Origin of the sequence: Achromobacter sp. NPDC008082, from assembly GCF_042957345.1 — a bacterium.
Classification (GTDB): Bacteria; Pseudomonadota; Gammaproteobacteria; order Burkholderiales; family Burkholderiaceae_B; genus Achromobacter; species Achromobacter kerstersii_A.
This window is the reverse complement of sequence record NZ_JBIBIB010000002.1, coordinates 1,102,854-1,129,725: the sequence shown is the minus strand read 5'-3', so window position 1 is coordinate 1,129,725 and position 26,872 is coordinate 1,102,854. Positions and strand designations below refer to the sequence as shown.

General features: G+C 64.7%; 19 protein-coding genes. 9 read left to right on the top strand and 10 right to left on the bottom strand.

From position 1 onward, the window contains the following. Positions 1 to 8: 8 nt before the first annotated feature. Genes ACFZAI_RS12170 through dnaE form a run of 5 tightly spaced genes read right to left on the bottom strand, consistent with a single transcriptional unit; the run spans position 9 to position 7,315 of the window. The gene (locus ACFZAI_RS12170) at positions 9 to 1,133 is read right to left on the bottom strand and encodes a glycosyltransferase (RefSeq protein WP_391567078.1); all 1,125 of its coding nucleotides are present in this window, start codon (positions 1,131 to 1,133) and stop codon (positions 9 to 11) included. After that, positions 1,130 to 1,882 carry a glycosyltransferase family 2 protein gene (locus tag ACFZAI_RS12165; RefSeq protein ID WP_391567077.1) on the bottom strand — a complete coding sequence of 251 codons (753 nt, stop codon included), beginning with the start codon at positions 1,880 to 1,882 and terminating at the stop codon, positions 1,130 to 1,132. Before ACFZAI_RS12165 ends, ACFZAI_RS12170 begins: the two co-directional genes overlap by 4 nt. Continuing rightward, positions 1,879 to 2,727 (bottom strand): polysaccharide deacetylase family protein, encoded by an 849-nt coding sequence (locus tag ACFZAI_RS12160; RefSeq protein ID WP_391567076.1) that lies wholly within the window; start codon positions 2,725 to 2,727, stop codon positions 1,879 to 1,881. The genes ACFZAI_RS12165 and ACFZAI_RS12160 overlap by 4 nt, the downstream gene beginning before the upstream one ends. Continuing rightward, a complete protein-coding gene (locus tag ACFZAI_RS12155; RefSeq protein ID WP_391567075.1) occupies positions 2,724 to 3,824 on the bottom strand; it encodes a glycosyltransferase family 4 protein in 1,101 nt (366 codons plus the stop codon). Before ACFZAI_RS12155 ends, ACFZAI_RS12160 begins: the two co-directional genes overlap by 4 nt. Beyond that, positions 3,824 to 7,315 (bottom strand): DNA polymerase III subunit alpha, encoded by a 3,492-nt coding sequence (gene dnaE / locus ACFZAI_RS12150; RefSeq protein ID WP_391567074.1) that lies wholly within the window; start codon positions 7,313 to 7,315, stop codon positions 3,824 to 3,826. Before dnaE ends, ACFZAI_RS12155 begins: the two co-directional genes overlap by 1 nt. Positions 7,316 to 7,444: 129 nt before the next feature. Between dnaE and lpxO the strand changes: the two genes are divergently transcribed. After that, positions 7,445 to 8,344: a lipid A hydroxylase LpxO gene (gene lpxO / locus ACFZAI_RS12145; RefSeq protein ID WP_391567073.1), complete on the top strand. Its 900-nt coding sequence runs from the start codon at positions 7,445 to 7,447 to the stop codon at positions 8,342 to 8,344. A gap of 73 nt (positions 8,345 to 8,417) precedes the next feature. Here lpxO and ACFZAI_RS12140 read toward each other — a convergent pair whose 3' ends face one another. The 5 genes from ACFZAI_RS12140 to ACFZAI_RS12120 form a co-directional block, all read right to left on the bottom strand. Beyond that, entirely contained in the window at positions 8,418 to 9,713 is a 1,296-nt protein-coding gene (locus tag ACFZAI_RS12140) for an AAA-associated domain-containing protein (protein WP_391567072.1), read from the bottom strand. 8 nt (positions 9,714 to 9,721) lie between these two features. Further along, positions 9,722 to 11,455, bottom strand: coding sequence for an ABC transporter permease (locus ACFZAI_RS12135; RefSeq protein ID WP_391567071.1), 1,734 nt, complete (start codon positions 11,453 to 11,455; stop codon positions 9,722 to 9,724). 1,261 nt (positions 11,456 to 12,716) lie between these two features. Next, positions 12,717 to 16,775 (bottom strand): ATP-dependent RNA helicase HrpA, encoded by a 4,059-nt coding sequence (gene hrpA / locus ACFZAI_RS12130; RefSeq protein WP_391567070.1) that lies wholly within the window; start codon positions 16,773 to 16,775, stop codon positions 12,717 to 12,719. A gap of 189 nt (positions 16,776 to 16,964) precedes the next feature. Next, a complete protein-coding gene (locus ACFZAI_RS12125) occupies positions 16,965 to 18,374 on the bottom strand; it encodes an FAD-binding oxidoreductase (protein WP_391567069.1) in 1,410 nt (469 codons plus the stop codon). Positions 18,375 to 18,381: 7 nt separating this feature from the next. Continuing rightward, on the bottom strand, positions 18,382 to 19,062 hold the full coding sequence (locus ACFZAI_RS12120; RefSeq protein ID WP_391567068.1) for an aspartate/glutamate racemase family protein: 681 nt from the start codon (positions 19,060 to 19,062) through the stop codon (positions 18,382 to 18,384). Positions 19,063 to 19,211: 149 nt separating this feature from the next. Between ACFZAI_RS12120 and ACFZAI_RS12115 the strand changes: the two genes are divergently transcribed. The 8 genes from ACFZAI_RS12115 (at position 19,212) to ACFZAI_RS12080 (ending at position 26,837) form a co-directional block, all read left to right on the top strand. Next, positions 19,212 to 20,153: a LysR family transcriptional regulator gene (locus ACFZAI_RS12115; protein ID WP_391567067.1), complete on the top strand. Its 942-nt coding sequence runs from the start codon at positions 19,212 to 19,214 to the stop codon at positions 20,151 to 20,153. A gap of 121 nt (positions 20,154 to 20,274) precedes the next feature. Continuing rightward, entirely contained in the window at positions 20,275 to 21,201 is a 927-nt protein-coding gene (locus tag ACFZAI_RS12110) for a dihydrodipicolinate synthase family protein (RefSeq protein WP_391567066.1), read from the top strand. A gap of 11 nt (positions 21,202 to 21,212) precedes the next feature. Continuing rightward, positions 21,213 to 21,992, top strand: coding sequence for an SDR family oxidoreductase (locus ACFZAI_RS12105; protein WP_391567065.1), 780 nt, complete (start codon positions 21,213 to 21,215; stop codon positions 21,990 to 21,992). A gap of 26 nt (positions 21,993 to 22,018) precedes the next feature. Beyond that, on the top strand, positions 22,019 to 23,515 hold the full coding sequence (gene hydA / locus ACFZAI_RS12100; protein ID WP_391567064.1) for a dihydropyrimidinase: 1,497 nt from the start codon (positions 22,019 to 22,021) through the stop codon (positions 23,513 to 23,515). 35 nt (positions 23,516 to 23,550) lie between these two features. Next, a complete protein-coding gene (locus ACFZAI_RS12095) occupies positions 23,551 to 24,498 on the top strand; it encodes an N-carbamoyl-D-amino-acid hydrolase (RefSeq protein WP_054428107.1) in 948 nt (315 codons plus the stop codon). 9 nt (positions 24,499 to 24,507) lie between these two features. Further along, positions 24,508 to 25,362, top strand: coding sequence for a transporter substrate-binding domain-containing protein (locus tag ACFZAI_RS12090; RefSeq protein ID WP_391567063.1), 855 nt, complete (start codon positions 24,508 to 24,510; stop codon positions 25,360 to 25,362). A gap of 29 nt (positions 25,363 to 25,391) precedes the next feature. After that, positions 25,392 to 26,138 (top strand): amino acid ABC transporter ATP-binding protein, encoded by a 747-nt coding sequence (locus tag ACFZAI_RS12085; protein WP_391567116.1) that lies wholly within the window; start codon positions 25,392 to 25,394, stop codon positions 26,136 to 26,138. Between the two features lie 21 nt (positions 26,139 to 26,159). Next, a complete protein-coding gene (locus ACFZAI_RS12080; protein WP_233214170.1) occupies positions 26,160 to 26,837 on the top strand; it encodes an amino acid ABC transporter permease in 678 nt (225 codons plus the stop codon). Positions 26,838 to 26,872 lie beyond the last annotated feature (35 nt).

Genomic DNA, 26,872 nt, shown 5'->3' with positions numbered 1-26,872 from the left:
AGGCCGGATTATAGGCCCCGGCGTCCATCCAGCGTACGCTGGTAGACGTCGACTGTGGCGGCGGCGAAACGATCAAGGTTGAAGTCGCGCAAGGCCGTTTCGCGGGCCTTTGCGCCCATCGCGCGCACCGTGTCCGGATGGTCCAGCATGAAGCGCAGCTTGTCCGTCATGGCGGCCACATCACGCACCGGCACGATCCAGCCGTCAACACCGTCGGTGACGTTTTCAGGCAGGCCGCCCGCGTTCGTCACCAGCGCGGGCAAGCCCAGCGCCATGATCTCGCGGCAGGCGAACGACAGCGCTTCGCGGTACGACAACACGAAGCCGGCGTGGCAGGACGCCAGCGCGGCGCGCACATCATCCAGCAGGCCCGGAAAACGCACTTGGTCGATCATGCCCAGTTCGCGCACGCGCGCCAGCTTGGCTTCCGACGGCGGGTCGCCCGCCACCATCAGCAGCACGCGCGCCTTGTCCGCAGGCGGCAAGGCGGCAACCGCCGCCACCAGGTCCAGCCAACCCTTGTCGTAATCGGTACCGCCCGCGCTGCCCAGCAACAGCTTGCCCTGCCAGTCGGCGCCGAAGATCAGCCCGCGCAACTTGTCCAGGCTTTCGGGCGGCGGCGGCGCGAAGAAATTCGTGTCGATGCCGTGGCGGATGGTTGTGATGGGACGCTTGCTGTAAGGCGATTGCTGCATCAGCCCGTGCACGTAATCGCTAACCGCAATGCCGTGGTCGGTGGCCAGCGCCACGCGCATCTTGTGGCCGAAGCTGGCAAGCGGATGATCGTTGTGCTTGGTGAAGACGATGCGCGGGCGGCGCGCCATGCCCAGCGTGGCCAGCATGACCTGCTTGTGGTCGGCCGAGCCGTTGGCGTGAATGATGTCGAAGCGCCCTGTCTTGATCAGGCGCCGCAACTTTGCGCGGTCCTTGAACCAGGACGACGGGCGCGTGGTGTAAAGCATGTCTACGACCGTCACGCCGGGAATGGCGCGCGCGTAGCGGTACAGCCGGCTCGTGGGCGGCGCGGCCACGGTGATTTCGTGGGTGCGCGCCAGCGCCTTCGCCAAGTTGATGATGTAGGTGACGTGCCCCCCGCCGTTGTTGGCGTGGAAGTTCGTGTACAGGATTTTCACTTCTGCTTCTCGGCCAGGAACATCAGCTTGGAATAGCGGAAGAAGCTGCCCGCCGCCGCCGTCACCGCCAGCACCAGACCATGCCGGCCATCCAGGAAGCCACGACGGATCAGGTAGATGCGCACGAACGTCCAGAAGCCATGGCCCACCGCGCCAAAGACCGAGGTGCGCCGCCCTTTCGCGTACATCATCGCGGCGGCGTCCGACGAATAGCGGTTGACCTTGTTGATCAGCGCGTCCAGGTTGTCGTACGGGTAGTGATTGAAATAGCCCTGCATCTTCAGGGGCTGGCCCGTGGCGGGCACCACGCGTTCATGCACGGCGGCGTCCGTAAACCGCGCCGTGCCGCGCTTGAACAAGCGCAAGACGTAGTCGGGCCACCAGCCGCTATGGCGGATATCTTTGCCGCAAAAGTTGGACAGGCGCGCGATCTCGTAGGCGTCGGCGCGCGGGTTCGCCAGCACGTCCTGGATCTCGCGGGCCAGCTCGGGCGTGACGCGCTCGTCGGCGTCAATGGACAGCACCCAATCGCCGGTGGCCAAGTCCAGCGCGCGATTTTTCTGCGGACCAAAGCCAGGCCAGTCAGGCGTGATCTCGACACGCGCGCCCAGCGCCTGCGCCAGTTCGACCGTGCCATCGGTGCTGCCCGAATCCACCACGATGAATTCGTCGGCGAAGGCCACGGACTTGAGGCAGGCGGCAATATTGGCCGCTTCGTTCTTGGTGATGATGATGACTGATAGCTTCATCCGCGATTCCTAAGACGCTTTTTCCAGGCTTTCCAGGCGTGATAGCGCGGCCCCCAGAACGGGTCGCGCGACAGCCAGATGCGCCGGTTCAACCAGGTTCCGCCTTGATTGCGCACCGCGAAACGATAGATGTGTTCGGGGTCGGCGCCGGGGGTGTTCTGGCCAAAAGGGTCGGTAGTGTACAAGTGCGCAAAGCCTGCCTGGCGCGCCGCATCCACATAGTCGGCGTCGAAATAGCCTTGGGGCCAGCACAGGTGATCGCTGACGGACCCCAGGCGGCGCACGAGGGTGTCGCGCGAGTCGTGCAATTCTTGTGCAATATGGGCGCGCTTGGCGTCGACATCGGCGCCGCAGACTTTGTCCCAGCGCGTGTGGGTATGCGTATGGGAATGGAATTCGAACGTGCCGGCCGCCTGCATGGCTTCGATCTCGCTCCAGCGCAGCATGGCCTCGTCGGTGCGGCCCGCGGCCACCAGTTGTTTGCAGGCGTCGTGATCGGGCGTGGCGGGCAAGGCGCCACCCTGCCCGGCATGCGACCGCACGGGGCCATCGCCGATCCAGCCGGTGATGGTGAACAACACCGCGCGCATGCCATGGCGCGCCAGGATGGGATGCGCGTGCACCCAGTTGTTCAGATAGCCATCATCGAACGTGATCAGCACGGAACGCTCGGGCGCGGCCCCGCCTGCCAGATACGCCGCGAATTGCGCCGCGGACAACGATTGATAACCCGCACGCGCCAGGCGCGAGATCTGCGCCTCGAAGACGTCTGGCGTCGCCGCAATCATGCCGCCCGCGGGGGTGACATGGTGGTACATCAGCACAGGGACGTTGGGCGCATTCATGCGCCGCGCTCCGCCAGCCACTTCAGATACACGGCTTCGGTCGACTCCGCCAGCCGGGCGGGCGAAAACACCCCATCTTCCCAGACCATCTTGCGGCCGGCCTCGCCCATGCGGCGGCGCAGGGCCGGGTCGTCAATCAGCCGTTGCAAAGCGTCGGTCAACGCCTGGGGATTTTTCGGCGGCACCAGTATGCCGGTCTCGCCATCGCGGAACATTTCCGACACGCCGCCCACATTGGTGCCGATCACCGGCAGGCCGCTCGCCTGGGCTTCGACGTACACCGTGCCAGACGCTTCCTGCTGAGTGGCCAGCGCGAATATGTCAAACCCCGCCAGCAGATTCGGCACATCGCGACGCATGCCCATCAGGTGGATGCGGTCTTGCAGGCCAAGGGTAGCGACGTAGTCCTGCGTCTGCTCAAACACCGGCGAGCCCCCACCCACGAACACCAGGTGCAGCTTGGGCCGGCTGGCCATCAGCGGAACCATGGCGTCGATCAGATCCTTGTGGCCTTTGGTGGCGCGCATGACGGCCACGCAGCCCACGACGATGTCGTCATCGGCCAGGCCGAGTTCATCGCGCAACGTCGAGTGTTCGACCGGCGCCGGCAGCACGATGGGCGAATACACGGTCGCCGCCCGGTTTGCCGGCACACCACGCTCAATCAGGTAGTGGCGCACGTGGTCGCTGACCGTGGTGACCCGATGCGGCAGCCACGTATAGGACCACATCGACCCCACCTTGTTGGACAGATGGCGCGTGCGGACGATGAGGGGCGTACCCGCCAGCCGGCCGGCCATCGCCGCAATGACGGTGTCGCGGCGGCTGTGCGTATTAAGCACATCGAAACGCCCTTCCTTCAGGATGCGGCGCACGGCGGCCACGCCCTTCACGTAGTTGACGGGCCCATCCATGTCGACTGTGTGCACGGTAAACCCGGCATCCGACAAGCGTTCGACCAGCATGGCCCGCGGCTGACAGATGGCCTCGACATGATGGCCGCGCGCACGCATGGCCGTCATTTCCTTGAAGATCCGCCCTTCCTGACCGCCAAAGCTGGTGGCCGCTTCAGAATGCACGATACGCAGTTGTCGCATCAATAGGTCACCTCAACCCCATTGGGCTTGGTCCAGGCGTTCAGATTGTCGAGCAGGGTGTCGGCCATGCGAACCCGCCACTCTTCGCCCAGCCGGACCGTGCACAGAAAATTATTCTTGGTATAGACAATATCGACTGGCACGCCCGGGATGCCGTTCTCGGGTTCCGCCCGGAACGGGTTCAGCATCTGGCGCAAACGCGCGGCGTCGGCCGAGCCGTTAAGCGTGACGCGCAGCGACTTGGCGCGCGCTTCGCGGGCCAATTGCAGGTCGTACAGCTGTTCGGCCACGATGCGCATGCCGCCAGAGTAGTCATCGTTGCTGACCTTGCCCTGCACGATGACCAATTGGTCTTCGCGCAAGCGGTTGCGGTGCTTCTCGTAGAGTTCGTTGAACACCGAGATTTCCACCTGCGCCGTGCCGTCGTCCAGCACCGCGAAAACCATCTTGCCGCGGCGGGTCATCATGACGCGCACGCTGGCCAGCACGCCGCACATCCATTGCAGGTCGCGTTGCGGTTCCACGCGCGCCAGCTGCATCGGCACGATGCGGCGCACTTCGTCGCGCCACGCATCGAACAAGTGGCCGCTGTAGTAATAACCCAGCGCCGACTTTTCTTCGGTCAGCTTTTTGTGCAGGTCCCACGGAGCGACCTTGGCCAATTCGCCCGCCACGACATCGCTGCTGTCGTCGCCGAACAGGGACGCCTGGTTGGCGCTGCGGGCCGCTTGTTCGGCGGCTTCCATGGCGGTTGGCACCGAGGCCAGCATCGCGGCGCGGTTCGGTTCGATGGTGTCGAACGCGCCCGCCTTGATCAGCGCTTCGATCGTGCGGCGGTTGACGGCGTTCTTGCTGACGCGGCGGCAGAAGTCGAACAGGTTCAGGAACGGGCCGCCTTCCTTGCGCGCACGCAGGATGTCTTCGACAGCGCCCTGCCCCGTGCCTTTGACGGCGCCCAAGCCGTAACGCATGGTGCGCGGCGGCTTGCCCTTTTCGGTGTGCTTGTCGGCCACGGGCTCAAAGCGGTAACCCGAAAAGTTGACGTCCGGCGGCAGCACTTCCACGCCGTTGTCTTGGGCGTCGCGGCAGAAGATCTGGACCTTGTCGGTGTCGTCCATATCGGACGACATGGTGGCGGCCAGGAATTCGGTCGGGTGATAAGCCTTGAGCCAGGCGGTCTGGTAGGAAATCAGCGCGTAAGCGGCCGAGTGCGACTTGTTGAAGCCGTAGCCCGCAAACTTTTCCATCAAGTCGAACAGCTTGACGGCCAGGTCCGGGTCGTGGCCCTTTTCCTTGGCGCCTTGCTCGAAGAGCTCGCGGTGCTTGGCCATTTCCTCGGGCTTTTTCTTGCCCATGGCGCGGCGCAGCAGGTCGGCGCCGCCCAGCGAGTAGCCCCCGATGATCTGCGAGATCAGCATCACCTGTTCCTGGTAGACGATGACCCCGTAGGTGCTCTTCAGGGTGCCTTCCAGGTCGCTGTGGAAGTAGTCCACCGCGGCGCGGCCGTGCTTGCGGTTGACGAAGTCGTCCACCATGCCCGATTCCAGCGGCCCCGGACGATACAGGGCCAGCATGGCGATGATGTCTTCAAACGTGTTCGGCCGCAGCTTCTTCAGCAGTTCCTTCATGCCGCGCGATTCCAGCTGGAACACGGCGGTGGTGTTGGCGTCGCACAGAATCTTGTAGGCGGCCGGGTCGTCGAGTTCGAGCGCCATGACGTCGAAGTCGCGCTTGTCCGCGTTGAACTGGCGCACGTAGCGCACGGCCCAGTCCAGGATGGTCAAGTTGCGCAGGCCCAGGAAGTCGAACTTCACCAGGCCGGCCGCTTCGACGTCATCCTTGTCGAACTGCGACACCGCGCTGTTCTCCTGGCCCGGCTGGCAATACAGCGGGCAGAAGTCGGTGAGCTTGCCGGGCGCAATCAGCACGCCGCCTGCGTGCATGCCGATGTTGCGGGTCAGGCCTTCGAGCGGCTTGGCCAGGTCGACCAGCGCGCGCACTTCTTCTTCCTGCTCGTAGCGGTCCTTGAAGGCGGGTTCGTCCTTCAGGGTGCGTTCCAGCGACCAGGGGTCCATCGGGTTGAACGGAATCAGCTTGGACAGGCCGTCGCAGAACATGTAGGGCATGTCCAGCACGCGGCCGGCGTCGCGGACCACGGCCTTCGCGCCCAGCGTACCGAAGGTGGCGATCTGGCTCACGGCGGCGCGGCCGTATTTTTCCTTGACGTAGTCGATGACGCGTTCGCGGTTGTCCTGGCAGAAGTCGATATCGAAGTCGGGCATGGAGACCCGTTCGGGGTTCAGGAAGCGTTCGAACAGCAAGTCATAGCGGATCGGGTCCAGGTCGGTAATGCCCAGCGCGTACGCCACGAGCGAGCCCGCGCCCGACCCCCGTCCCGGCCCCACCGGCACGCCGTTGTTCTTACCCCAGTTGATGAAGTCTTGAACGATCAGGAAGTAGCCGGGAAAGCCCATCTGGATGATGGTCTTGCATTCCCAGCGCAGGCGTTCGTAGTACTGCTCGCGCTTGGATTCGCGTTCGGCCTCGTCGGGGAACAGGAACGCCATGCGCTTTTCCAGGCCCTCTTCCGACAGCTGGACCAGATAGTCGTCCAGCGTCACGCCGTCGGGCGTGGGGAAGTTGGGCAGGCGCGGCTTGCCCAGCACCAGGCTCAGGTTGCAACGCTTGGCGATTTCAACCGTGTTGGCCAGCGCCGAGGGCACATCGGCAAAGCGCCGGGCCATTTCTTCGGAGCTGAGCAGGTATTGCTCTTTGGTGAACCGGCGCACGCGGCGCGGGTTGGCAAGTATTTCGCCTTCGGCGATGCAGACGCGGGCCTCGTGCGCCTGGAATTCATATTCGTCCAGGAACTGCACCGGGTGCGTGGCCACCACCGGCAGGCCGGCTTCGCCCGCCAGCCGCATGGCGGCTTGGGTGTAGGCTTCGTCGCCATCCATGCCGGCGCGTTGCAGCTCAATGTAGTAGCTGCCCGGAAACAGGTGCGCCCATTGGCGCGCCAGCGCCAGCGCGGAGACGGCGTTGCCGGCGTCCAGCGCCTGGCCCACGTCGCCCATGCGCCCGCCCGACAGGGCGATCAGGCCCTCTTGCCCTTGCAGCCATTCGCGGCGGATTTCGGCGCGGCCCTTGCCTTGGTTGGTCAGGAAGGCCTTGGACAGCAGCTCGCACAGGTTCAGGTAGCCCTGGTGGTTGCGCACCAGCAAGAGCAAGCGGAACGGCTTGGCGGGATCGTCGTCATTGGTCAGCCAGACGTCGCAACCCGCGATGGGCTTAACCCCCGCGCCGCGCGCGCCTTTATAGAACTTGATCAGGCCAAAAAGGTTCGACAGATCGGTCAGCGCCACGGCGGGCTGGCCCAGCTTGGCGACGCGCTTGATAAGGTCGGAAATGCGCACAATGCCGTCCACGACCGAAAACTCGGAGTGAACGCGCAGATGCACAAAGGGGGTCGGGTTTGTTACGGCTTCGGACATAGCGGGAATTGTACCTAGGGATCACGGTCCAAGCCGATGCGTCTGAGATTCCGCAAAGGGCGCACCACGGACCTTGTGTAACAATACTAGGTAGACCTGACCCCTTCTGTCCCAGGACGACGAATACGTATGAAATGGTTAATCCCCGGGATCTGGCTGGCCGCCATCCTGTTCGCCCACTTCCGAGGCCGAGTCAAACTGCCGCTGGGCCGGCAAATGCTGGACCACTCGGTGCTGCTGGCCCCGATCAACGCCTTCATGGTGTTGACCTCGCGTGTGCCTTCCACGCCCTACCTGACGACGAGCGAAATCGCCGAACTCAAGGTGCTGGACGACAACTGGGAGACGATCCGCGAAGAAGCCGTGCACATGGCCGAGCTGCGCCGCATCAAGGCGGCCGACACCCATAACGACATCGGCTTCAACTCCTTCTTCAAGTACGGCTGGAAGCGCTTCTATTTGAAGTGGTATGACGCGCGCCACCCGTCGGCCGAAGAACTTTGCCCCAAGACGGTCGCCATTCTGAAGACGCTGCCCAAGGTCAAGGCCGCGATGTTCGCCGAGCTGCCCCCGGGCGGCCAGCTGAACCCGCACCGCGACCCGTTCGCGGGGTCGCTGCGCTACCACCTGGGCTTGATCACGCCGAACGACAACCGCTGCCACATCATCGTCGACGGCGAATCCTATAGCTGGCGCGATGGCGAAAGCGTGGTGTTCGACGAAACCTACGTGCACGAGGCCTATAACCACACCGACCAGAACCGCATCATCCTGTTCTGCGACGTCGAACGCCCGCTGAAGTGGCGCTGGGCCGAAGCCTTCAACCGCTGGTTTGGCCGCGTGGTGATGTCGGCCGCCAGCTCGCCCAATGACGGCAATGACCAGACCGGCGCCATCAACAAGCTGACGCACGCGCACTGGGTCATCGACCAGAAGCGCAAGGCCTTCAAGGCCTGGAACCGCACCGTCTACAAAGCCACCAAGTTTGGCTTGATCGCGCTGGTCATCATCGGCTTCATCGCGCTGTAAACCCCGGACGGCGGGCTTCGGCCAGCCCCAGAAAGCGGCCCCTGCGAGGGGCCGCTTTCTTTTTTACCTGGTCTCAGACCGGTTCGCGCTCCGGCAGCGTCAACAGGCCGGTGTGGTAGTCGTACCCGTAGATCTCGCCATAACGGCCCCACTCCACCGCAATCTTGAGCACCCGCTCGGCCTCGTCGGGCTTCAAGAATTCTTCCAACGAATTCAGGAAGTCTTTTTCGGGCAAGGCGCCCGTGGGCTCTTGCTCAAGACTGTGGCGAATGTGCGCGGCCAGCGGCACGTGCGCCAGCAATTGGCGCCCAAAGATGGCCTGCTTCTGGCTTTGATCAGCCTGCACGTAGCGTTGGCCCAGCGGCGTCAGAAAGATGTCGCCCCGATCAATCTGCGCCAGGCCGAACAGGCCCAGCGCTTCGCAGGCGGGCAACAAGTCATCGTCCGCAATCTCGGCCTCTTCGGCCAGTTTGGGCAAGTCGGCGCGGCCATTGAACGGCGCCTCGGCCAACACATCCAGCACGCCTTCCATGCGGTCGACTTCCGTTTGCGGAAAGCGATAGCCCAGACCTTGCTGGCGCGGCGTGGGCACGCCATGCGCTGGCCGCATCGTCATCAGCGCGTAGACCTCGTCGATCAGCGCGCGCACCTGCGGCGAATCGGCGTTACGCGGACGCGGCAGTCCAATCATGATCTGGCTGCGGACCCGCCCCGGATCGCTGTCGAACACAATGATGCGGTCGGCCATCATCACGGCTTCTTCGATGTTGTGCGACACGATCAGAATGCCCTTGGTCGAAATACGGCTTTCGTCCCAGAGCTCCAGCATGTCGTCACGCAGCGTTTCGCCGGTCAGCACGTCCAGCGCCGAAAACGCTTCGTCCATCAGCAGCACGTCGGGGTTCATGACCAGCGCACGCGCGATGCCCACGCGCTGGCGCATGCCGCCGGACAGTTCGCGCGGCAAGGCGCCGCCGAAACCGCCCAGGCCAATCAGGTCCAGCACGGCGTCGGCCCGCTTCGCGCGTTCGGCCGCGGGCACGCCCTGGGCTTCCAGCCCCAGCTCGACGTTCTGCTGCGCGGTCAGCCACGGGAACAGCGCGAAAGACTGGAACACCATCGAAATGCCCGCCGCCGGCCCGTATACCGGCTGGCCGCGGTACGTGACGGTGCCTTGGTCGGCGTTGACCAGCCCGGCCATGATGCGCAGCAAGGTGGACTTGCCCGAGCCGGACTTGCCCAGCAAGGCCACGATCTCGCCTTCCTTCAGCGTAAAGTCCACGTGTTCCAGCACATGGCGCGCGGTGCCATCCGCGGCGCGGAACGACTTGCCGACGTCGTGCAGTTCGATCAGGACGTTGGGATTCATGAAAACTCCTAGCGGCCGCGGTCTTCGGCCAGCAGATACAGCTTGCGCCAGAAAAATCGGTTCAACAGCATCACGAACACGCACATCACACCAATGCCCAGCGCGATACGGTGAAAGTCGCCCTGCTCGGTCATCTGCTTGATGTAGCTGCCCAGACCGTCGGCCACCAACGAGGTTTTGCCCCAGGACACGTATTCGGCCACGATGCTGGCGTTCCAGGACCCGCCGCTGGCGGTGATGGCGCCGGTGATAAAGCTGGGGAAAACAGCAGGCAGATAGACCCGGCGCCAGCGCAGCCAACCTTTGAGCCCCAGGTTGTCGGCCGCCAGCCGCAATTCGTTGGGGATGGTGGACGCGCCGGCGACGACGTTAAAAAGGATGTACCACTGGGTGCCAAAGATAATCAGCGGGCTGAGCCAGATGTTGGGGTTCAACTGCCAGGCCACCATGACGTACACCACGGCCGGAAACAGCAGGTTGACCGGAAACGCCGCCAGGAACTGCGCCACCGCCTGGACCCGCTGCGAATATCGGGGACGCAACCCAATCCAGACGGCCACCGGCACCCAGACCAGCGAGGCCAGCCCGATCAGCAGCATGACGCGCACAAGCGTAATGCCGCCCAGCCCCAGCACATGCAGCACTTCGCCCCAGCCCACGTCTTCGTGCACGAACACCACAAGCTTGTAGGTCGCGAGCAAGGCGGCGGCGGCGAGCAACGCATCCCACACGCGGGTCCAGCGCGGATCGGGCGCTTTGGCGCGGGCGCGGATGGAGGTGCCGTCGTAAGACACGCTGAACCAGCCCAGCGCACGCCGCATGGCGGCCCAAAAGGCGTTCGACACGGCTTGCATCCAGCGGCTGCGCCGCGTCCAGTCCAGCAGCCACGACTGCTGCGCGGCGTCGCCCTGCGATTCCTCGAACCGGAATTTGTCGGCCCAGGCCAGCAGCGGGCGGAAGAAGAGCTGGTCGTAGAGCAGGATGCCCGCCATCATCGCGCCAATGGCCCAGGCAATGGCGCGGCCGTCTTCGGCCTGAATGGCCACAGCGATGTACGACCCGATGCCGGGCAACTTGATGTCTTGCCCCGCCACCGAAATGGCTTCGGCCGCGACCAGGAAAAACCAGCCCCCCGACATCGACATCATCATGTTCCACAGCAAGCCAGGCGTGGCGTACGGCAGCTCCAGGCGCCAGAACCGCTGCCACCCCGATAGCCGGAAGATCCGGGCGGCTTCATTCAGCTCGGCCGGCACGGTCCGCATGGATTGATACAGGCTGAACGCCATGTTCCAGGCTTGGGACGTAAAGATGGCAAAGATGGCGGCGCATTCCACCCCCAGCAGATTGCCGGGGAACAAGGCGATGAACGGCGCGATGGCGATGGCCTGGAATCCCAGGATAGGGACGGACTGCAAGATGTCCAGCATGGGAATCATCGCTTTCTCGGCCGTGCGGTACTTGGCGGCGATGGCGGCGAAGACAAAGCTGAACAACAGGGAAAAGCCTAGCGCGGTGAACATCCGCAGGATGGTGCGCAGCAGGTAATACGGCAGATAGACCGGGTCCAGCGAGATCGGCAGTTCTTCACCAAGGGCGAAGGGACGGCTCATCTGCGACGCGCCATAAGCCATGACGGCCAGCACGCCCAACACCAGGGGTAACAGCGCCCAGTCCCAGCGATTCGGGGTGGTGCGGGAGCCGGGCTTCGAACGAGTCCGGGGGGTGAATAACTCGAACATGTTGAGGATGTTCCAGGGCGCGGTTTGAGGGGCCAGCGAATTGGAGCATAACGAGATGACGGGGGTCTGAATTGGGGTTTGTGGGTTTTTTTGGGGGGGGGTGTTGGGATGAGGAGGGGTGTTGGGACGAGGAGGGTTCTTGTGACGCCCGTGGCGTCGGGGGCCTGCGGTGCGCGGGGCAACGATTGCGGTCCGGAGCCTTCGCTCCGGACTGCCCCCTTGTCATCTTCGTCACCCGCCTTCGGCGGGTTCCTTCAGATTCCCTCGGGCTTATCGACGCCCCGCGCACCGCAGGCCCCCGACGCCACGGGCTCCGTCAGTTGCAATCTGACGTCAGCTGGGGCGGTTTTTTTTCTTAGGGTTCTCGCCACGAAGTTTTTTGGGGGGGAAGATCTTGCGGGGCCCGCTCCAGGCCGGCCGCGCGGGCGGCCTTTTGGAGCTTACGCGTCGTGGTGCGTCGTCGCAGGGTTCGCTTCGCGTGTGGCGGCGTTGCTCGGCTTTTTTTTTTGCGTGATTTCGGTGTCAGACTGCATTTTTAGCAGCTAGGGCGAAAGTCCGTTCCTCTGGTGGATCTGCATTCCATGGATCTGCATTCAGACTGCATTTCTCATCCCACGAATGACGGCCGGCACTTGAACCCCGGTGCGTGGCTCGCAATGGGTCGGCATGGGTAATTTCGGTGTCAGACTGCATTTCCCATCCTACGAATGACAGCCGGCACTTGAACCCCGGTGCGTGGCGCGCAATGGGTCGGCATGCGCAAGACAGTGCGCGCCGCGCGCCACCTTTCTCCCCCCCAAAAACTGCGGGAGGCCCCCTTAGCACCCAACTCTACAAATCCGCGAAAGCGACCACCGCCCAATCGACCACCAACGCGTATGCCGAGTAAGGCCGCCCGCGCGGCCGGCACTCGGCGGGCCCCGCGGCACTCGTGATTAAGGCAAATCCTAGCGACGCCCCGATCCAAGACATCGGCAGCCCGTCGGCGCGGTGGCCCTGACGGTGCGCAACCTCGATGCGCCCGAGGGAATCTGAAGGCAGCGGCCGTAGGCCGCAACGAAGATGACGACGGGGCAGTCCGGAGCGAAGGCTCCGGACCGCAATCGTGGGCGCGCGCCGTCAGGGCCACCGCGCCGACGGGCGACCTACGAAGCTAAACGATGCGCAACGACGCTCCAAGAACCGAAGAAGATCCAAGAACCAACGAAGACCTACGAATCTACGATAGTCCGACACCAGCCCCCCAACCCCACAAAAAACCTCACCGCTTCAACGACTCCCAACTCTTCATCAACCGCTTCACCGAAACCGGCATCGGCGTCCGCAGCTCCTGCGCAAACAACGCCACTCTCAGTTCCTCCAGCAGCCACCGAAACTCATCCAATCGGGGATCAGGCGCCCCCTTTAGTGCCGCCCTTGCCCGTTGATACTGCGTCACCAGCGGCGCCATTTCTGCCACCAGCTTGGCATCCCGCGCCGGGTCTGCGCGCAGCTTGTCGATGCGCGCCACGGCAGCCTTCAGATAGCGCGGATAGTGCGACAGCTGCGCATACGGCGTATCGCGGATGAACATCTTTGGCATCAACGCGCCAATCTGCTGCTGCAAATCCGCGTACGCCGACGCGTGCGGCTTGGCTTGTGGCAGCTTGCGTTGCAGCGCTGCGTATTCAGTCAGCACCGCCCCTGCCAGCCTGGCCACCTCTTGCGCCAACAACCCCAGCCGGCCCTTGCCTTCCGTGCGGCGGGCCTCGAACTGTTGCTCGTTCACCGGCCACGGTTCCGCCAGGCAGGCCTGCCCCAGCGCGCAATCGATGATCTGGTCGCGCAAATCTTCCTGCGTGCCCAGCGTCATGTACAGCATGCTGATCTTGGTCAGGTCCGCCAGGTTCTTTTCCAGGAACTTCACCTGCTCGCGCAAGCCCAGCCGGAACAGCTTCAACAAGCCCGCGCGATGGTGCTTGCGCGCCTCGTCCGGGTCATCGAACACATCCAGATCGCAATGCGCGCCACGGTCCACCAGCGCCGGATAGCCGATGACGGACTGGCCGCGGCGTTTGATCTCCATGATCTCGGGCAGCGGCCCGAACGACCACGTCGTCAGGTTTTCGTGCGCCAGCGCCTGCGCCACCTGCGTATCGCTGGCCGCCAGTTGCTGGAACGTCGCTTGCGCCTGCTTGCCGAATTCCGCGCGCAGTTGGGCCAGATTGCGCCCCGCCGCCAGCATGCGGCCGTGCTCGTCGACCACTCGGAAGTTCATGAACAGGTGAGCCGGCAGGGTCTCCAGTTTGAAGTCGCCCACGGCCGGGCGCACCTGCACCTGGTCCCACATATCCGCAATGATCGCGTCGACCAGACCTTGCTGCGGGTCCGCCTGCCGTTCAAACCAGCGGTCATAGAAACCGGCGGCGTAATCGGGCAGCGGCACGCAATGGCGGCGCAGTTTTTGCGGCAGCGACTTCAGCAGCAGATGAACCTTTTCCTTCAGCATGCCCGGCACCAGCCACTCGCAGCGGGCCGGGTCGATCTGGTTCAGCGCAAACAGCGGCACCGACAGGGTCACGCCGTCACGCGGCGAGCCCGGTTCAAAGTGGTAGTCCAGCGCCATCGACACGCCCTGCCATTCCACCTTCTTGGGGAACACATCGGTCGTGACGCCGGCGGCTTCGTGGCGCATCAGCTCGTCGCGGGTCAGCATCAGCTTCGCCGCCGCGGCCTTGTCCAGGCTGGACACCCACTTTTCCAGCGACGTCGTCTGCGAAATATCGGCGGGCAGTTGACGGTCGTAGAAGGCGAAGATCAGTTCGTCGTCCACCAGAATGTCGGGGCGGCGCGTCTGATGCTCCAGCTTTTCGATGCCGGCAATCAGCTTGCGGTTATGCGCCACAAACGGCAGCCGCGTATCAATCTCGCCCGGCACCAGCGCCTGGCGAATAAAGAGTTCACGCGCCTGCGTCGGGTTGACCCGGCCGTAATGGATGCGGCGGCCCGTGTAGATCGTCAGCCCATACAGCGTGGCGCGCTCATTGGCCACCACCTGTCCGGCCTTCTTTTCCCAACGCGGATCTGACCAGTTCTTGCGGATCAGATGGGCGCCCACCTTTTCCAGCCACACCGGGTCGATCCGCGCCACGCAGCGCGCGTACAAGCGCGTCGTTTCGACGAGTTCAGCCGCCATAATCCAGCGCCCGGCCTTCTTCACCAGGCGCGAGCCGGGGTGAATATGGAAGCGGATTTCGCGGGCGCCTTGGTAATGGCCGCCCTCGTCGCTCTTGAAACCGATGTTGCCCAGCAAGCCGGACAACAGCGCCAGATGCAATTGTTCGTACGTGGCTTCCGCCTGATTGACGCGCCAGCCCTGCTCGCCCACCAGCGCCGACAGCTGCGTGTGCACGTCGTGCCATTCACGCAAACGGATCGGCGACAGGAAATTCTGGCGCAGCAGATTCACAAGCTTGCGCTGCGACGCTTTGTGCTGCACCTGCTCGCCGTACCAGCGCCACAGTTTCAGGAAGGAAATGAATTCCGACTTGTCATCAGCGAACTTGGCGTGTGCGGCCTCGGCCGCTTCGCGCTCCTGCATGGGGCGGTCGCGCGCGTCCTGCACCGACAGCGCCGACGCAATGATCAGCATTTCGGACAAGCATTGATGTTCGCGCGCGGCCAGAATCATGCGGCCGATGCGCGGGTCCACCGGCAGCTTGGCCAATTCGTGGCCGGTTTCGGTCAGCACGAAAGACGCGCCGGTGCGCGTGCTGTCCGCGTCGTCGTCCGCCGCCGACGCCAGCTCGATGGCGCCCAGCTCTTGCAGCAAGTGGTAGCCGTCGGCCACGGCGCGCCCAGGCGGCGCTTCCACAAACGGGAATTGCTCGATGTCGTCCAGCTTCAGCGACTTCATCCGCAGGATGACGGACGCGAGCGACGAACGCAGCACTTCGGGGTCGGTAAACGCGGCGCGGTTATTGAAGTCCAGCTCGTCATAGAGCCGGATGCACACGCCTGGCCCCACGCGGCCGCAACGGCCCGCACGCTGGTTGGCCGACGCGCGGCTGATCGGTTCGATCCGCAGCTGTTCGACCTTGTTGCGCCAGGAATACCGCTTGATGCGCGCCAGCCCGCTATCGACCACAAAGCGGATGCCCGGCACGGTCAGTGACGTTTCCGCCACGTTGGTGGCCAGCACGATGCGACGCGCGTTGGTGCGCGGATGGAAAATCTGCTCTTGCTCGGCCTGCGACAAACGCGCATACAGCGGCAGCACCTCGGTGCCGGCGGGATGGCGCTTGCGCAAGGCTTCGGCGGATTCGCGGATTTCGCGTTCACCGGGCAGGAACACCAGCACATCGCCCGGGCCGTGGCGCGCGCACTCGTCCACTGCGTCGACAATGGCGTCGATCAAATCGCGTTCTTCGTCGCCCGACATGCGCTCGCGGTCACGGTCGCGGCCCGGCTTGGCGGCGGGCGCGTTGTCGTCCTCGGCCATTTCCTCGCGCACGGGGCGGTAGCGGACCTCGACCGGGTATAGCCGGCCCGACACTTCGATCACCGGCGCGGGCTTGTCTTCGGACGCCGCAAAGTGCTTGGAGAAGCGCTCGGCGTCGATGGTGGCCGACGTGATGATCAGCTTCAGGTCCGGGCGGCGCGGCAGCAACTGCTTCAGGTAGCCCAGCAGGAAATCGATGTTCAGGCTGCGTTCGTGCGCCTCGTCGATGATGATGGTGTCGTAGCGGCGCAAAAGCGGATCGCGCTGCGACTCGGCCAGCAAGATGCCGTCCGTCATCAGCTTGATCGACGCGTTCGGGCCGGTGCGGTCGTTGAACCGCACCTGGTAGCCCACCACTTCGCCCATCGGCGTGTTCAGCTCTTCGGCGATACGCTTGGCTACCGACGTCGCGGCCAGGCGGCGCGGCTGGGTATGGCCAATCATCTTCTGGCGGCCGCGGCCCAGCTCCAGACAGATCTTGGGCAGCTGCGTGGTCTTGCCCGAGCCGGTTTCGCCGCTGACGATCACGACTTGATGGCCAGCAATGGCGCGCGCGATCTCCTGCCGCCGTGCGCTGACGGGCAGGTCTTCAGGGTACGTCACCACGGGAATGGGGCGCTCGGGCCGGGGCGCGTTCCGGGGCGCGCGCGGCGGCGTATTGGCCGGGGCGGTGGATTCCGGTGTGTTTTCCGTGGAGTTCCGGGCGTCTTTCCGGGGCTGGCTCGGGGACTCGTTCCGGGGCTCGTTCCGCTTGATACGGGGCGCGTTCCGGGGCGCGTTCTGGCCCTCGGATGGCGGCACCGGCTTTTTGGGCGCCCGCGGGCTGGAGGATTCAGGCATGTAGGATTTATCCGATTAGCCCGACATTATAAATTTCTGGCGAATTCGCGCCCACGGCTCCCGATCACGGCCGCAAAGGCCATCAAGGGGCGAGGGCCGCTGCCCGATATCCGACGCCCGCTGCCCGATGTCCAACGCCCGACGCCCGCTGCCCGATCCATGCCCGGCCGCCGTCCGGCCGCCGCGCCGCTACAGCAGCTTGCCGGGGTTCATCAGCTGGTTGGGGTCCAGCGCCCGTTTGATCATCAGCATCAGATCCATCTCCACGGGCGACTTGTACCGCCGCAGCTCGTCGCGGCGCAATTGCCCCACCCCGTGTTCCGCGCTGATGCTGCCCCCGCGCTGCGCCACCAGGTCGTGGACGCGGCGGTTCAGCGCGGCCGTCAATCGGGCGTGTTCCGCAGGCGTAGTGTCCAGCGGCAACAGCACGTTGTAATGCAGATTGCCGTCGCCAATATGGCCAAAATTCACGATGGGCAGATGGGGAAATTCCGACATCAGCGCCAGGTCGGCCTCTTCGACAAACGCCGCCAGCCGTGAAATGGGTACGGCGATGTCGTGCTTGACGGCCTTGCCCGCCCGCACCTGCGCCTGCGAAATGCCTTCGCGCAATCGCCACATCGATTGCGCCTGCGTATCGTTCGTGGCGATCACGCAATCCTGAATCAGGCCGGCTTCAAGCGCCGCGCCTAGCGCGGATTCCAACATGGCCGGCAGGCCGGACGGCTCGGTGTCGGACAGTTCCAGCAACGCATAGTAGGGATGACGCGCGGCAAGCGGATTGACCGCGCCGCTGACATGGGCCACGACCAGATCCAGACAACGCGCCGACATCATTTCGAACGCGGTCAGCCGGTCTCCACAGGCCGTCTGCAAACGCGTCAGCAGGCTGACCACCTGCTCGGGCGAATCCGCCCCGATCCACGCGGTGGCGCGGCCGGCTGGCGCGGGAAACAGCTTCAGCATGGCGCCCGTGATGATGCCCAGCGTGCCTTCCGAGCCGATGAACAGGCTTTTCAGGTCGTAGCCGGTGTTGTCCTTGCGCAGCCCGCGCAATCCATTCCAGACCCGGCCATCAGGCAGCACCACTTCCAGGCCCAGCGTCAGGTCGCGCGTATTGCCATAGCGCAGCACCGCCGTGCCGCCGGCATTCGTGGCCAGGTTGCCGCCGATGGTGCAGCTGCCTTCGGAACCCAGGCTTAACGGGAATAGCCGCCCCACCCCGCGCGCGGCCTGCTGCACGTCGGCCAACAGCACCCCCGCATCCGCGCAAAGCGTGTTGTTGACCGGGTCCACCTCGCGGATGCGCTTCATGCGATTCAGGCTCAGGATCACCTGCGCGCCGCTGGCGTCTGGCGTTGCGCCACCGCTCATGCCCGTATTGCCGCCCTGCGGCACCACCGGCGTACGGCTTTGATGGCACAGCCGCATCACCGCCGAGACCTCGGTGGCGTTGCGCGGGCGCACCACGACAGGCGTGCCGCCCTGCCATTTACCCAGCCAATCCCGCACGTAAGGCGCCTGCCCTTCCGCATCCAGCACCAGCCCGCTATCGCCCACCAGATGCGATAAGCGTTCGATCAATTCCGGGTTGCGCATGGGGGCCTCAGGCGCCGTGCCAATTGAGCCGGATGCGGCCAATGGCCATGGCGGCGGCCGCCTGCGTGGGCTCCACCACGGGCACCCCCAGCTCGGCTTGCAGCCAGCCCCGGTAGTCGGCCATGCCGGCGCAGCCCAGCACCAGCACGTCGGCCAGGTGCTCGTCGCGCAGGCGGCGGCCCACTTGCAGCAGCCGTTCGCGGGTGCGGCCCACGTCCGACAATTCCACCACGGCCAGGTCCAGCGGCAGCTCGGCGGCCACGCGCCCCGACAGCCCGGCGGCGCCAAACAGCCGGCCGTGACGCGGCAGCGACTGGCGCAGGATGGCGATCACGCCCACGCGCTGGCCCAGCGTCAGCGCGGTCAGCATGCCGCATTCGCTGATGCCCAACACGGGTTTGGCCGTGACTTCGCGCACGGCGTGCAGGCCCGGGTCGCTGAAGCAGGCGATGACGTAGCCCGCCGCGGCCGCGCCATATTCGGCGTCCAGCTCGCGTACGCGCCGGGCCAGCGGCAAGGTCACGCTTTCCACATCCATCTGCGTCTGCACGCCGGCCGGGCCTTCGGCCAGCGTCAGGCATTGAATGCGGGGGCCGCCCGCCATGCGCAAAGGTTCCAACGCCGCATCGAAGGCGTCCGTCACGGCCTGGGTGGAATTCGGGTTGATGACAAAAAGGGTCTGTTCCATTCGTCCGTCCTGAGCAATGCGCGGGGCAAGGGATTGGTCAAAATACGGCGTCAGTCTAGCTGCGCCGCCGCATAAGCACCCAATGTCAATTTGTGCACTGCCCTTAACCCTTTGTTATGCTTTTGCGACCCCACCCCAGCGTGCGCGCCATGCAACTGAACTTGCGACAAATCGAGGTATTCCGCGCGGTCATGACGACCGGCACGATCAGCGGAGCGGCCAAACTCCTGTTCGTCTCGCAGCCCGCCGTCAGCCGCCTCTTGTCGCACACCGAACAGCGATTGGGATTCGCGCTGTTCGAACGCATCAAGGGCAGGCTCTACCCCACGCCCGAATCGCGCCAGTTGTTCCGCGAGGTTGAAGCGGTGTACGCCGGCGTACGGCGCGTGGGCGAGCTGGCATCCGAACTGGCTGAACGCCGCAGCGGCATCCTGCATCTGGTGTCCAGCCCCAGCATCGGCCACATGCTGATTCCGATGTCCATCACGCGTTTTCGCGAAACGCATCCCGACGTGAAGATCACGTTCCAGCCGCTGACCCAGCAGCCACTGACGCAGATGCTGCTGGATAACCGCGCAGAGCTGGGCGTGGTGATTTTGCCTGTCCAGCACCCCAACCTGCTCACGCAAGCCATTGGCCAGGCGCGCCTGGTCTGCATCTGCCCGTACAACCATCCGCTGGCGCACCGCTCGCTCTTGTCCATCGCCGATCTGCTGCCGTATCCGCTGATTTCGTACGGCGGCGACACACCCTTTGGCATGCTGGTTGAACAGATGTACCAAGAGGCCGGACACACGCGCCGGCTGGCGGTGGAAGTCAGCTCGCCGCAGAACGCGTGTTCGCTCGTGCAAGCCGGCGCCGGCATCGCCATCGTGGATGAATTTTCGGTCAAAAGCCGCACGCAGGGAGACTTCGTCGTGCGTCCAATCAACCAGGCAAAAATCCTGACGGCGAACCTGGTGCAATCGCGATTCGAACCCTTGTCGCAGCTGGCGCAAGCCTTCGTGGATGTCTTGCGGCACACGCTGCAAGAACAGGGTTTTGAGCTCTCGAATCCCGTCCAGGCAAACCCTGCCAAGGGTAAACCTTGACTTAACTGGGTGTTATACCCACGCAATAAAAAAGCAAGTGGAGTTCTAAAACATCCGCATTAGGATGACATCCGAAACGCTGTTTTCGCTTTCGGTTTTCACGCATCCTGACGGAGAGATGATGGCTGACTCCATCGACGCCAAAGGCGTCTTCACCATTTGCCCCACGCCCTTTGACGACGCCCTGAAAGTGGATGCCGACAGCATCCGCACGCTGGTCGATTTCCTGCTGGAAACGGGCGTGACCGGCCTGGCCATCCTGGGATTTCTGGGCGAGCTGCACAAGCTGTCCAACGTCGAGCGCCGGCAGGTGCTGGAGACCTTCGTCAAGCATACCGACGGCCGCGTGCCGGTGTGGGTGGGCGTGCGCGCCCACGGCATCGCCGGCGCCATCGAGCAGGCGCGGGAAGCCCAGGACCTGGGCGCCGCCGCCGTCTTCGCCGCGCCGCTGGACAACGCCAACGACGCGCTGCTGTTCGACTACTACAAGGCGGTGGCCGACGCCGTGAAGATTCCGGTTGTGATTCATGACTTTCCGGACTCCTTCGGCACCGAGATCCGCCCCGAAGTCGTGGCGCGGCTGGGCCGCGAAGGCGGCGTGCACATGATCAAGATGGAAGAGCCGCCTGTCGCGCAAAAGATCAGCCGTATCCGCGAACTGGTGCCCGACGAAGACATGAAGATCTTCGGCGGCCTGGGCGGCGTGTACTTCCTGGAAGAGCTGCAACGGGGCGCGGTCGGCACGATGACGGGGTTTGCGTTTCCCGAGATCCTCGTGGCCATCTACGACCGTTACGCACGCGGTGACAAAGCTGGCGCAGCCGCCATCTTCGACCGCTATTGCCCGCTGATCCGCTACGAATTCCAGCCCAAGATCGGCCTGGCGCTGCGCAAATATGTGTACCAGCGCCGCGGCGCCATCAAGAGCTACGCCTTGCGCGCGCCCGGCATGCGCATCGACCCGGTTACCGCCGCTGAACTCGAAGCCACCGTTGCGCGCGTAGGCCTGTCGCTGGCCGCCACCGGCCGCCAAGCCGTTCAAGACTAAAGGGGTTCGACATGGATTTGGGAATCAAGGGCAAGCGTGCGCTCGTGTGCGCGTCCAGCAAAGGGTTGGGCCTGGCCTGCGCGTGGTCGCTGGCGCGCGAAGGCGTTGACGTGGTGATGGCCGCGCGCACCGCTTCCACGCTGGAGGCGGCGGCCGACGCGCTACGCAAGGAGACGGGCGCAACCATCGTCACCGTGGCCGCCGACGTCACAACCGAAGCGGGACGGCAAGCGCTGCTGGCGGCCTGCCCCGAACCCGACATTCTTGTCACCAATGCCGGCGGCCCCAAGCCCGGCGATTTTCGTGAATGGTCACGCGAAGACTGGATCGCGGCGCTGGACGCCAACATGCTGACGCCGATTGCGCTGATCCGCGCCACGGTGGACGGCATGATCGCGCGCCGGTTCGGCCGCATCGTGAACATCACGTCGGCCGCCGTGAAGATGCCCATCGACATTCTTGGCCTGTCCAACGGCGCCCGCGCCGGCCTGACGGGTTTTGTGGCGGGCCTGGCGCGCCAGACGGTGCGGCACAACGTCACCATCAACAACCTGCTGCCCGGCCCGTTCCTGACTGACCGGCTGCGCCAGACCGCCGAACGCGCCGCGCGCGACGGCGGCAAAACCGTGGATGACGTGCTGGCGGCAAGACTGGCCACGGTGCCTGCCGGCCGCTACGGCGACCCGGCCGAATTCGGCGACGCCTGCGCATTCCTGTGCGGCGCCCGCGCCGGCTTCATGACCGGGCAAAACCTGGTGCTGGATGGCGGCATCTACCCCGGCACGCTCTGACTCCTTCTTATCCTTGCAGCCCCCCCATGACCAACACCGCCCCCTTTGACCTGACCATCCGCAACGGCCGCATCAGCACGGCCACCGACACCTTTACCGCTGACATCGGCGTGCGCGATGGCGTGATCGCGGCGCTGGGCCAGGGCCTGGCGCCCGGCAAGCGGGACATCGACGCGGCCGGCCGCTGGGTGCTGCCCGGCGGCATCGACAGCCATTGCCACGTTGAACAGTTGTCCGGCATGGGCATCATGTGCGCCGACGACTTCTACAGCGCCACCGTGTCGGCCGCGTTCGGCGGCACCACCACCATCATTCCGTTCGCGGCCCAGCATCGCGGCAACGCCTTGCCCGATGTGGTGTCCGACTACGCCCGCCGCGCCGCCGAGAAGGCCGTTATTGACTACGGCTTTCACCTGATCCTGTCAGACCCGACCGAACAGGCGCTGCGCCATGACCTGCCCGAACTGATCCGCAACGGCATCACCTCGTTCAAGGTCTTCATGACGTATGACCGCTTGAAGCTCGACGACTACCAGCTGCTAGACGTTCTGGAAGTGGCCGATCGCGAAGGCGCGCTGGTGATGGTGCATGCCGAAAACAACGACATGATCCGCTGGGTGGCGCGCCGCCTGGCCGAACGCGGCATGACCGCGCCCAAGTACCACGCCGTGGCCCACACGCCGCTGGCCGAAAGCGAAGCGACGAACCGCGCCGTGACCTTGGCGCGCATGATGGACGTGCCGATCCTTATCGTGCACGTGGCGGGCCAGGAAGCGGTGCGCGTGGTGCACTCGTCGCAAGCGCTGGGGCTGCCCATTCATGCGGAAAGCTGCCCGCAATACCTGTTCCTGACGGCGGAAGACATCGACCAGCCCGGGCTGGAAGGCGCCAAGTTCTGCTGCAGCCCGCCGCCGCGCGATCCGGCTTCGCAAGAGGCCGTATGGCAAGGGCTGATCAACGGCACGCTGCAACTGTATTCGTCGGACCACGCCCCCTACCGGTTCGACGCCAGCGGCAAGTTGCCCAAGGGTGAAGACACCACGTTCAAAGATGTGGCCAATGGCGTGCCCGGCCTGGAAGTGCGCATGCCGCTGCTGTTCTCCGAAGGCGTGCTGGGCGGACGCCTGAGCATCGAACGCTTCGTCGCGCTGACCTCCACCAACCATGCCCGCACTTACGGCCTGTACCCGAAGAAAGGCACGATCGCGGTAGGCGCCGACGCCGACATCGCCATCTGGAACCCGGATCGCCTCGTCACGATCGGCACCGCCATGCTGCACGACAACGTGGGCTACACGCCCTACGAAGGCAAGACGGTGCGCGGCTGGCCCGAAGTGGTGATCAGCCGCGGGCGCATCGCGGTGGAAAACGGCGAACTGCATGTGGCGCGCGGCAGCGGCCAGTTCATCAAGCGCGGCACGCCGGAACCCGTGCTGCGCCAGCGATTGAACGGCAACCCGGACGCGCTGGTGCGCAAGTACTTCAGCACTGCCGACGCCCGCGCCACCGCGTCCAACGCATAACGCGCCCGCCGCCACAAACGAATAAGGAACCCGTGATGAGCAAACGTCCCTTTGGCCTGGCGGTCGCGCAGATGGGCCCGGTGCAGCCTGACGAAACCCGGCGCCAGGCCGTGGCCCGGCTGCTGGCCATGATGCGCGAGGCCCACGCGCGCGGCGCGAAGCTGGTGGTGTTTCCGGAGCTGGCGCTGACCACGTTCTTTCCGCGCTATTGGATGACGGAAGAAGAGGCCGTGGCCCGCTACTTCGAAAAGGAAATGCCTGGCCCCGATACCCGCATCCTGTTCGACACCGCGCGCGAGCTGGGCATTGGTTTCTATCTGGGCTATGCCGAAGTCGCATCCGACGGGCGCCGGTTCAATACCAGCATCCTGGTCGACACGAACGCGCGCATCGTCGGGCGCTATCGCAAGATCCATCTGCCGGGCCACAGCGACCACAAGCCGCAGGCGCCGTTCCAGCATCTGGAAAAGAAATTCTTTGAAGTCGGCAACGAAGGCTTCAACGTTTGGGAAACCCTGGGGACACGCATCGGCATGTGTCTGTGCAACGACCGCCGCTGGACGGAAGCCTGGCGCGTGCTGGCGCTGCAAGGCGCCGAGGTTGTGGCGCTGGGATACAACACGCCGTCATTGAATATCCACTGGAATGAACCGGTCCACTTGCGCATGTTCCACCACCTGCTCAGTTTGCAGGCCGCCGCGTATCAAAACGCGGTGTGGGTGGCGGCGGCAGGCAAGGCCGGCGTGGAAGACGGCAGCCACCTGATCGCCGGATCAGCCATCGTCGCGCCTACGGGCGAGATCGTGGCGCAGGCGCAGGGGGAGGAGGATGAGGTGATTTTTTGCCAGGCTGACCTGGCATTGGGAGACACCTTCAAGCAGCACATCTTCAACTTCGCCGCCCATCGGCGCCCGGAACACTACGGCTTGATTCTTGAGCGCGTGGGAGCCGGGCCGGCGTTGGGCAAGACGCCTCTTCCCTAAAGGACCGCCATGAACCGCAACTCCCGCATTTTCTCGTTCGCCAGCCGCTGTGGCCTGACCCTGCTTGTGGCCGGCGCCGGGCTGGCGCACGCTGCCCAGCCGCTGACGACAGGCGTGGACGCCACCTTTGCGCCGCACGCCATGCCCAAGCTGGGCGGCGGCCTGGACGGCTTCAACATTGAACTGGGGCAAGCGATTGCCAAGCAGCTGGGCACCACCATCACCATCGAAGGCACCGAGTACGCCGCGCTGATTCCGGGGCTGAACGCCAAGAAATACGACTTCGTGCTGGCGCCCACCACGGCCACCGAGGAACGCGCCCGCGCGCTGCTGTTTTCCGAGGGTTATCTGAACACCGACTACACGTTCGTGATCGCCAAATCCGGCAAAGACATCTCGGGGCTGGACGACCTGAAGGGCCGCAAGCTGGCGGTCAACAAGGGCTCGGCCTACGAGAACTGGGCGCGCGACAACGCCGCTAAATACGGCTTCAAGTACGACGTCTATGCGTCCAACGCCGACGCGGTGCAGGCGGTGCAATCCGGCCGCGCCGACGCCAACCTGGCCGGCAATACGGTCGCAGCCTGGGCCGCCAAGCAGAACCCCGCCGTGCGCACCAGCTACACCATCAAAACCGGTCTGGTCTGGGCGCTGGCGTTCCGGCTGGACGACAAGGAAGGCCGCAACCGCGTGTCGTCCGCCCTGAAGTGCCTGAAGCAGGACGGCACCGTATCCAAGCTTGCGCAGAAGTGGTTTGGCTTCACGCCCGCAGCCGGCACGGCCGCGGTGACCGTCACCCCGGGCCAAGGCGTGCCGGACCTGCCCGGCTACGACGCCACGCCCGTCGAACTGCGTTGCAGCTGAGCCCGCGCCCGCCAACCAGGAGCCACATGATGGAAACTCCCATCCTGAAAATCGCCGGGCTGCACAAGTCCTACGGCGACAACGCGGTGCTCAAGGGTATCGACCTGGAAGTCAAACGGGGCGAGCTGGTCTTCATGATCGGCCCGTCCGGCTCGGGTAAAAGCAGCCTCTTGCGCTGCTGCAACCGGCTGGAAGAGCCCACGTCCGGCAGCATCCATGTTGATGGCGATGAAATCACCGCGCCCGCCGCCCCGCTGAACCGCATCCGCCAGAACATCGGCATGGTGTTTCAGCACTTCAACCTGTACCGCCACATGTCGGTGCTGGGCAACATCACGCTGGCGCTGCGCAAGGTGCAGAAGCTGGCGCGGGCCGAGGCGGACCGGCGCGGCATGGAAGCGCTGGACCGCGTCGGCCTTGCCGACAAGGCGTCGTCGTATCCCGATCAGCTGTCTGGCGGCCAGCAGCAGCGCGTGGGAATTGCGCGGTCGCTCGCGCTGCGGCCCAAGGTGGTGCTGTTTGACGAGCCCACCAGCGCGCTGGACCCCGAGCTGGTGGGCAGCGTGCTGAACGTCATGCGTGAATTGAAGAAAGACGGCATGACGATGATGGTGGTCAGCCACGAAATGGGATTCGCCAAAGCGGCGGCCGACCGCGTCGTGTTCATGGACGGCGGCGTGATTGTCGAACAAGGCCCGCCGCAGGACGTCTTTGGCGCCCCCCGTCAACCCCGCACGCAGGCATTCCTTGCCCGCATGGCGGAACATGCCGCCTAGCGCGCAGTTGGTACGTATTCCATGGATCTGAAAGCCCTGCTGTTTTCTTTTTTCAACGCGGAAGTCGCCTGGCGGTATTTGCCGGACATCCTGTCCGGCATGTGGATCACGCTGCAATTGGGGGTGGCGGTGGCCGCCACCGGCGTTGCGCTGGGCCTGGTGCTGGCCGTGGTGCGCGCGCTGCGCATCCGGCCGCTGAACTTCCTGATCATCTGCTTTGCCGACATCCTGCGCGCCTTGCCGCCGCTGGTGGTCATCATGCTGCTGTTCTTTGCGTTCCCATACATCAATCTGTCGATGTCGGCCTTCATGGCCTGCTGGCTGTCGCTGTCGCTGGTGCTGGCGGCGTTTGCCGAAGAAATCTTCTGGGCCGGCATTCTGTCGGTTCCGCGCGGCCAGGCCGAAGCGGCCCGCTCGACAGGCCTGAACTGGCTGCAAAGCATGGTGTATGTGGTGATGCCGCAAGCGATGCGGCTGACGGTGGCGCCGCTGACGAATCGTGTCATCGCCATCACCAAGAGCACCGCGCTGGGGTCGGTGGTGGGCTTGAGCGAGGTGCTCAACAACGCGCAGTCGGCCAGCAGCAACGCGGGCAACGCCACGCCGCTGACGCTGGCGGCCATCGCCTGCCTGCTGATCTTTCTGCCCGTGGTGATTCTGGGACGATGGACCGAAACCCGCTTCAAGTGGAAGCACTGAGCGAGAAGCACTGAGCGGCCACAGGGTCCAAGGGG